We start from the raw sequence: 7,905 nt of genomic DNA on the forward strand, positions 1-7,905 counted from the left end.
GCATCACCGTGAAACCGACCATCGCCCCCCGCTTCAGGACCCTCCTGCTCCTGTTCCTCGCCGTCTGCGGCGCGCTCCTGGCGGGCGCCGCGCCCGCCTCCGCGCACGCCGCTCTGACCGGGAGCAACCCGACGCAGGGATCGGTGGTCGACAAGGCACCCGACCAGGTCTCGCTCACCTTCTCCGAACAGGTCTCGCTGAACGGCGACTCGCTCCAGGTGCTCGACCCCAAGGGCGACCGGGTCGACGCCGGCGGCGCGAGCGACCTCGGCGGCGACACCTACGGCCTGAAGCTGCGGCCGGGGCTGCCCGACGGCACCTACACCGTCACCTTCCAGGTGGTGTCGGCGGACAGCCACCCCGTCTCCGGCGCCTTCACCTTCTCCATCGGCGCCCCCTCGCAGACCTCCGTCTCACCGACCGGCCAGGCCGTGGGCGGCGGCGTGGTGGGCTTCCTCTACTCGACCGGACGCTACTTCTCGTACGCGGGATTCATCCTGCTCGTCGGCGGCGCCGCGTTCGTGCTGGCCTGCTGGCAGCGGGGGGCGGGCGTCCGGCCGGTGCAGCGGCTCGTGGTCGGCGGCTGGCTCACCCTGACCGTCTCCACCCTCGCCCTGCTGCTCCTGCGCGGTTCGTACGTGGGGTCGGGCAAGGTCGGCGACATCTTCGACCTGAACCTGCTCGGTGAGGTGCTCCAGACCAAGTCGGGCGCGGCGCTGGTGTCGAGGCTGCTGCTGCTCGCCGCCGCCGCGCTGTTCATCGCGGTGCTCTTCGGCGCGTACGCGAAGCGCGACGAGGACGAACGGGCGGGCGGCACGGACGACGGCACGGACCACGGCGCGGGCGACCGCGGCTCCGCCGGGACCGCGGACGCAGGCGCCTCCGACGACGGGGACCCGGGCACGAACGCCCAGGATCCGGCCGCCGACTCCGGGCACCTGGCCGCGGAGAAGAACGACCTCACCTTCGGGCTCGCCGTCGGCGGCACCGTCGTCGCGGCCGGTCTCGCCGCGAGCTGGGCCATGGCCGAGCACGCCTCGACCGGACTCCAGCCGGGCATCGCGATGCCCGTCGACATCCTGCACCTGCTGGCCGTCGCCGTCTGGCTCGGCGGACTGTCCACGCTGCTGGTGGCCCTGTTCCGGGCTCCCGCCGAGGCGCCGATCGAGGCCGCGGCCGTACGCCGCTTCTCCCGCCTCGCGTTCGGCTCCGTCCTCGTGCTGGTGGCGACCGGGATCTACCAGTCGTGGCGCCAGCTCGGCTCCTGGTCGGCGCTCACCGACACGTCGTACGGACAGCTGCTGCTCGTCAAGGTCGGTCTCGTGGCCGTCCTCGTGGGCATCGCGTGGATCTCGCGCCGCTGGACGGCCCAGCTGACCGAACCGGCGGTTTCCGAGGCCACCCCGGTCGTCGTGGAGCAGCGCTCCGAGGTGCGGACGCCCGCCACCGTCCCCGCCGACTCCCGGCGCGCCGCCCAGCTCGCCCGGCAGCAGGCCGCCGTGGACTCCACCCGCGACAAGCGGGTCCGGGACGCCGACCCGCAGCGCTCGGGCCTGCGGCGCTCGGTGCTCGCCGAGGCCGGGGTCGCGGTCGTCCTGCTCGCGGTCACCACCGTGCTCACGGCCACCGAGCCGGGACGTACGGCGGAGGAGGCCGCGCAGGCCACCGCGTCCTCCGCACGCCGCTCCGGACCGCTGTCCCTGAAGATCCCCTTCGACACCGGCGGCGAGGACGGCAAGGGCACGGTGGAGATCACCCTCGACCCGGCCCGCGTCGGCGGCAACCAGATGCACGTCTTCGTGCTCCGGCCGAACGGCAAGGCCTTCGACGTGCCCGAGGTGAAGATCGCCTTCACCCTCACCGCGAAGAACGTCGGCCCCCTGCCCGTGACCCCCGACCGGGTCGCCACCGGACACTGGGCGGCGAGCGGAGTACAGATCCCCATGGCGGGCGACTGGAAGATCGCGGTGACCGTGCGCACCTCCGACATCGACCAGGCCACCGTGAACAAGACCGCGCAGATCGGCTGAACCTGACCATGCCTGACCAGTCCACCCCGGGGACCACCGGTCCCGGGACCTCCTCCGCCTCCGGGCGCACGACCCCGTCCGCCCAGGCGTCCCCCGCCGCTCCGGCGTCCGGCGACTCCCCGCAGGGGGTCATGTCACGGCGCCGTCTGCTGGGAACGGCCGGGGCCACCGGGCTCGCGCTCGGAGCGGCGGGGGCGGCCGTGGGGTACGCGTCGGCGCCGGCACCCGCGAAGACCGTCCCGCTCACCTCCGTCGGCGCGAACATGGCAATGTTTCACGGGAAACATCAGCCGGGCATCACCGACGCCCTCCAGTCGAGCGGCCATCTCGTCGCCTTCGACCTGACGGCCGGAGCGGGCCGCCGGGAGGCCGCCGCACTGCTGCGCCGCTGGTCGGTGACGGCCGCGCGGCTGATGGCGGGGGAGGCCGCGGCCCACGGGGACACGGACGTGGCACGGGACGCCGGCCCGTCGTCCCTCACCGTCACCTTCGGCTTCGGACACAGCTTCTTCTCGCGCACGGGTCTGGAGAAGCAGCGGCCGGTCGCCCTGGACCCGCTGCCCGCCTTCTCCTCCGACCGCCTCGACAAGACCCGCAGCGACGGCGACCTCTGGGTACAGATCGGAGCCGACGACGCCCTCGTCGCCTTCCACGCCCTGCGCGCGATCCAGAAGGACGCCGGCACCGCGGCACGGGTGCGCTGGCAGATGAACGGCTTCAACCGCTCGCCGGGAGCCACCGCCGAGCCGATGACCGCCCGCAATCTGATGGGCCAGATCGACGGCACCCGCAATCCGAAACCGTCCGAGCCCGACTTCGACGGACGCATCTTCGTCCCCGCCTCCACCTCCCCGGAGTGGATGGCGAACGGCTCCTACGCCGTCGTCCGCCGGATCCGGATGCTTCTCGACGACTGGGAGAAGCTCTCGGGCAAGGCCCAGGAGGACGTCATCGGGCGCAGGAAGTCCACCGGGGCACCCCTCAGCGGCGGCACCGAGACCACCCCGATGGACCTGGACAAGACCGGCGCCGACGGCAGCCCGGTCGTGCCCGTCAACGCGCACGCCCGCATCACCCGGCCCGACCAGAACGGCGGCGCCGCCATGCTCCGCCGCCCGTTCTCCTTCCACGACGGCATCGGGGCGGACGGGACGCCCGATGCCGGACTGCTCTTCGTGTGCTGGCAGGCCGACCCGGTGCGCGGGTTCGTCCCCGTCCAGCGCAAGCTCGACCGCGGCGACGCGCTCTCGACGTTCATCCGCCATGAGTCGAGCGGCCTCTTCGCGGTGCCGGGCGGCGCTGCGCAGGGGGAGTACGTGGGACAGCGGCTGCTGGAGGGGTGAGGGACGCGAGGCGGCGGACCGGGCTGCGGTACCGCGTTCCGTACCGTGGTACCGGGGCGCGTACCGGCCTCCTGACCGGGGTCCGCGGGCGTCCGACGAGGTCGGGTGCGGCCCATTAGGGTGACGGTATGTCGGCGACGCGCTACACCTATCTCGGCCCCGAGGGTACGTTCACCGAGGCCGCCCTTCGCACGCTTCCCGAGGCCGCGACGCGGGAGCTGGTCCCCATGGTGTCCGTCCCGGCCGCGCTCGACGCGGTCCGCGGCGGCCAGGCCGCGGGCGCGCTCGTCCCGATCGAGAACTCCGTCGAGGGCGGGGTCACCGCCACCCTGGACGAGCTGGCCAAGGGCGACCCGCTGATGATCTACCGCGAGGTCGTGCTGCCGATCGCCTTCGCCCTGCTGGTCAGGCCCGGCACGGCACTGAAGGACGTCAAGACGGTCACCGGGCACCCCGTCGCCCAGCCCCAGGTGCGCAACTGGCTGGCCGCCCAGCTGCCGGACGCCGTCTGGGAGTCCGCGGCCTCGAACGCGGACGGCGCGCGGCTGGTCCAGGAGGGCCGTTACGACGCGGCCTTCGCCGGCGAGTTCGCCGCGGCCACGTACGGCCTCGAACCGCTGGTCACCGAGATCCACGACGCGGCGAACGCCGAGACCCGTTTCGTGCTGGTCGGCCGCCCGGCCCGGCCCGCCGCGCCGACCGGCGCCGACAAGACGTCCGTCGTCATCTGGCTCGGCGACGACCATCCCGGCGCCCTGCTCGAACTGCTCCAGGAATTCGCGGTGCGCGGCGTCAACCTGATGCGGATCGAATCCCGCCCGACCGGACAGGGCATCGGCAATTACTGCTTCTCGGTCGACGCCGAGGGCCACATCACCGACCGCCGTGTGGCCGAGGCGCTGATGGGCCTCAAGCGGATCTGCCCCCAGGTGCGCTTTCTCGGTTCCTATCCGCGGGCCGGTGTTCCGCTGGAGGACGTACGGCCGCTGCGGCCCGGCACGTCGGACGGCGAGTTCTCCGCGGCCTCGGACTGGCTGGCGCGCTGCGCCGACGGCCGGTTCTGACACCGCCGGTCCACACCCGTCCGAGCGCTTGCCCCAGGTCCCGCCTGCCGATTTCCGTCATCCACAAAGTTATCCACAGGCACGCTTCTCGACCTGGGGACAAGTCGACAACGAAGCACTACATCGTCGACAAATCGGCTACTCGACCCAAGTCCGTCCACACCCTTGCACGTCCCTCTTCGTCTACCCTTTTCCATTGATCAACCCTATGGAGCGAATCGTTTACACCCGAAAGTGGGTGTACGGAGGGTTTGGACCGGGAATTCCTCGGCTTCCGAAGAGGGATCGGAATGATCAATTCCGACATCCACAGATCTTCCACACAGCCTGTGGATAACTATCCGGGAGGCCCACCCCCTGTGGACAACCCGGTCCGCAAGTCCCGCCCCGCACAAGGAAATCCGGACAGCCGACGCGGCGCCGTCCGCCCCGGTCCGTGGAGCGGGCCCGTTTCCCCCGGTGCCGTCCGGTGTTCAGGGGATTCCGTCCGGCATTTCACTCATACCGTGACAGCGGTCACGCTCTGGAATATCGGGTCGTTGGGCGGAAGCAGGCACCGGTAGCCTTGTGGGGTGATTGACCTTCGCCTGCTCCGTGAGGACCCCGACCGTGTTCGCGCCTCCCAGCGCGCCCGTGGAGAGGATGTCGCGCTCGTCGACTCCCTTCTCTCCGCCGACGAGCGGCGCAGGTCGTCCGGCGTCCGCTTCGACGAACTGCGTTCCGAGCAGAAGTCGCTCGGAAAGCTGATTCCCAAGGCCTCCCCCGACGAGCGGGCCGAGCTGCTCAAGAAGGCCGAGCAGCTCAAGACCGACGTCAAGGCCGCCGAGGCCGAACAGAACGAGGCGGACGAGGAGACCAAGCGGCTCCTCCTCCAGCTCGGCAACCTGGTGCACCCGGACGTCCCGGTCGGCGGCGAGGAGGACTTCGTCGTCCTGGAGACGCACGGGACCATCCGCGACTTCGCCGCCGAGGGCTTCGAGCCCAAGGACCACCTGGAGCTCGGCGAGGCCCTCGGCGCCATCGACGTCGAGCGCGGCGCCAAGGTCTCCGGCTCGCGCTTCTACTACCTGACCGGCGTCGGCGCCCTCCTGGAGCTCGCCCTGGTCAACGCGGCGATCGCGCAGGCCACGGAGGCCGGCTTCACGCCGATGCTGACCCCGGCCCTGGTGCGCCCGCGCGCCATGGAGGGCACCGGCTTCCTCGGCCAGGCCGCGGAGAACGTGTACCACCTGGAGAAGGACGACTACTACCTGGTCGGCACCTCCGAGGTCCCCCTCGCCGCGTACCACATGGACGAGATCCTCGACGCCGACAAGCTGCCGATGCGCTACGCCGGCTTCTCGCCGTGCTTCCGCCGCGAGGCGGGCACCTACGGCAAGGACACCCGCGGCATCTTCCGCGTGCACCAGTTCGACAAGGTCGAGATGTTCTCGTACGTCGACCCGGCGGACGCCGAGAACGAGCACCTGCGGCTCCTGGAGTGGGAGAAGCAGTGGCTGACCGGCCTCGAACTGCCCTTCCAGGTGATCGACGTGGCCAGCGGCGACCTGGGGGCCTCGGCCTCCCGCAAGTTCGACTGCGAGGCGTGGATCCCGACCCAGGGCAAGTACCGCGAGCTGACCTCGGCCTCCAACTGCGACGGCTTCCAGGCCCGCCGCCTGTCCGTCCGCATGCGCGACGGCAAGAAGGTCCAGCCCCTCGCCACCCTGAACGGCACGCTGTGCGCCGTCCCGCGCACCATCGTCGCGATCCTGGAGAACCACCAGCTCGCCGACGGCTCGGTCCGCGTTCCCGAGCTGCTGCGTCCCTACCTGGGCGGCCGTGAGGTTCTGGAGCCGATCTCCAAGTGAGCGGCACCACCGGTTCGACGGGACCGTCCCCTGCCGCGGAGCCGGGGGCGTTCCCGTACAGGCTCGTCGCGACCGACCTCGACGGGACGCTGCTGCGTTCCGACGGGACGGTCTCGGCGCGCACGCGTGACGCGCTCGCCGCGGTGACCGAGGCGGGCGCGGCCCACATCGTCGTCACCGGGCGGGCCGTCCCCTGGACGCGTCACATCCTCGACGAGCTCGGCTACGAGGGCCTCGCGGTCTGCGGTCAGGGCGCGCAGGTCTACGACGCGGGGCAGCACCGTCTGCTCACGTCGGTGACCCTGGACCGGCAGCTGGCCGGTCTGGCGCTCGCCAAGATCGAGGCGGAGGTGGGTCCGCTGCTGCTGGCCGCGAGCCGCGACGGCCTCGACGGCGAGGTGCTGGTGGGCCCCGGCTACCGCAGGCTGGAGGGCTCGCTCCCGGTCGTCCCGATCAAGGACGCGGCGGACCTCTGGTCGGCCCCGCTGAACAAGGTGTACATCCAGCACCCGACCCTCTCCGACGACGAGCTCGCGGCCCTGGCCGTGAAGGTCGCCGGCGGACTCGTCGGTGTGACGATGGCGGGCGCGGGGATCGTGGAACTGCTCCCCCTCGGACTGTCCAAGGCGACGGGGCTGTCCCTGGCGGCCCGCCGTCTGGGCGTGAGGGCCGCCGGGACCATCGCGTTCGGCGACATGCCGAACGACGTCCCGATGTTCGCCTGGGCGGCCCGCTCGGTGGCCATGGCGAACGCCCACGACGAACTCAAGGCGATCGCGGACGAGGTGACGTCCTCGAACGACGAGGACGGGATCGCGGTCGTGCTGGAACGGTTGCTGGCGGACTCGTAGCGCCTGGACCGCTGTGTCTTGCGGAGGATGCGCGGATCGAACGCGCGCGGGGTTTCACCCCCGACCACGGCTTAGCAAGCCGGTGCCTTTCCACTCGGCCAATCCTCCGGGTGGGCGGCCCGCGCGGTGACGCGCGCTCGAAGCGGCCGCCCCGGGCAACTCCCCCTGCGAGCGGGTTCGACGGAGGTAGTGACTACTCCGGAACCCGCCGCGGGCTGCCCTGTCGGGAGCTCGACGAACTGCTCCTGATGAACATCGTCTCGCTCCTCTCCCAGAATGCGGCGCCGGCTCGACGCGGCGGCGTGAACACAACCACTGTGCCCGTACGCCGACTTGGGCGCCACTGATTAAAGAGCGGGTCCGCCGGGGCTCACTTGCGGCGCCATCTGCGCCGGCGGCCCCTGCTGAAGAACCAGCCCGCGGGCGGCTCGTCGGAGCGCCAGGGCTGCGGATCGGGGCCGCCCTCACGCCAGCGGGCGGCGAGCATGCGCGCGCGGGCCGACGGCTCGGTCGTCTCGGCGGAGCGTATGAAGCTCTCGTCGAGCACGAGGTCGTCCCACGGCTCCCCCGCCGCGCCCGCGGGCCCGTCCGCCGCCCGGTCCCCGTGTCCTTCGCGGGGCACGTCCCCGCCGTCACCCCGTGGTTCCTCGGTCGTCATCCCCGTTCCTCCCGGCCGTGCGTCCCCGTTCGCCCAGTGTGCCCGGGCCGGGATGAAGCCGCTGTCAAGAAAAAAGGGGGCTCCCCGCGCGCGTGCCGCCCACCAGACG

General features: G+C 71.8%; 6 protein-coding genes and 1 tRNA gene. 5 read left to right on the forward strand and 2 right to left on the reverse strand.

The window, feature by feature from the left end:
• Positions 1-8 precede the first annotated feature (8 nt).
• From ACFWI4_RS37750 to ACFWI4_RS37770, 5 genes are all read left to right on the forward strand, one after another.
• A complete protein-coding gene (locus ACFWI4_RS37750) occupies positions 9-2,030 on the forward strand; it encodes a copper resistance CopC/CopD family protein (protein WP_387205766.1) in 2,022 nt (673 codons plus the stop codon).
• 8 nt (positions 2,031-2,038) lie between these two features.
• The gene (gene efeB / locus ACFWI4_RS37755; RefSeq protein ID WP_387205768.1) at positions 2,039-3,373 is read left to right on the forward strand and encodes an iron uptake transporter deferrochelatase/peroxidase subunit; all 1,335 of its coding nucleotides are present in this window, start codon (positions 2,039-2,041) and stop codon (positions 3,371-3,373) included.
• Positions 3,374-3,501: 128 nt separating this feature from the next.
• Positions 3,502-4,437, forward strand: a complete 936-nt coding sequence (gene pheA, locus ACFWI4_RS37760) for a prephenate dehydratase (RefSeq protein ID WP_387205770.1) — start codon at positions 3,502-3,504, stop codon at positions 4,435-4,437.
• Between the two features lie 572 nt (positions 4,438-5,009).
• Positions 5,010-6,287, forward strand: coding sequence for a serine--tRNA ligase (gene serS, locus ACFWI4_RS37765; protein WP_385409019.1), 1,278 nt, complete (start codon positions 5,010-5,012; stop codon positions 6,285-6,287).
• The gene (locus tag ACFWI4_RS37770) at positions 6,284-7,138 is read left to right on the forward strand and encodes an HAD family hydrolase (protein ID WP_387205773.1); all 855 of its coding nucleotides are present in this window, start codon (positions 6,284-6,286) and stop codon (positions 7,136-7,138) included. The genes serS and ACFWI4_RS37770 overlap by 4 nt, the downstream gene beginning before the upstream one ends.
• Positions 7,139-7,159: 21 nt before the next feature.
• Here ACFWI4_RS37770 and ACFWI4_RS37775 read toward each other — a convergent pair.
• Together ACFWI4_RS37775 and ACFWI4_RS37780 are read right to left on the reverse strand one after the other, a co-directional pair.
• A tRNA-Ser gene (locus ACFWI4_RS37775) sits at positions 7,160-7,246 on the reverse strand.
• A gap of 262 nt (positions 7,247-7,508) precedes the next feature.
• Entirely contained in the window at positions 7,509-7,796 is a 288-nt protein-coding gene (locus ACFWI4_RS37780) for a hypothetical protein (protein WP_387205775.1), read from the reverse strand.
• Between the last annotated feature and the right edge of the window lie 109 nt (positions 7,797-7,905).

It is taken from the genome of Streptomyces sp. NPDC127038 (genome assembly GCF_042725875.1).
In the GTDB taxonomy this organism is placed as follows: domain Bacteria; phylum Actinomycetota; class Actinomycetes; order Streptomycetales; family Streptomycetaceae; genus Streptomyces.

Coding starts and splice junctions, on each gene's coding strand:
- efeB (WP_387205768.1), top strand. CDS start 2,039: ATGCCTGACCAGTCCACCCCGGGGACCACCGGTCCCGGGACCTCCTCC.
- pheA (WP_387205770.1), top strand. CDS start 3,502: ATGTCGGCGACGCGCTACACCTATCTCGGCCCCGAGGGTACGTTCACC.
- ACFWI4_RS37780 (WP_387205775.1), bottom strand. CDS start 7,796: ATGACGACCGAGGAACCACGGGGTGACGGCGGGGACGTGCCCCGCGAA.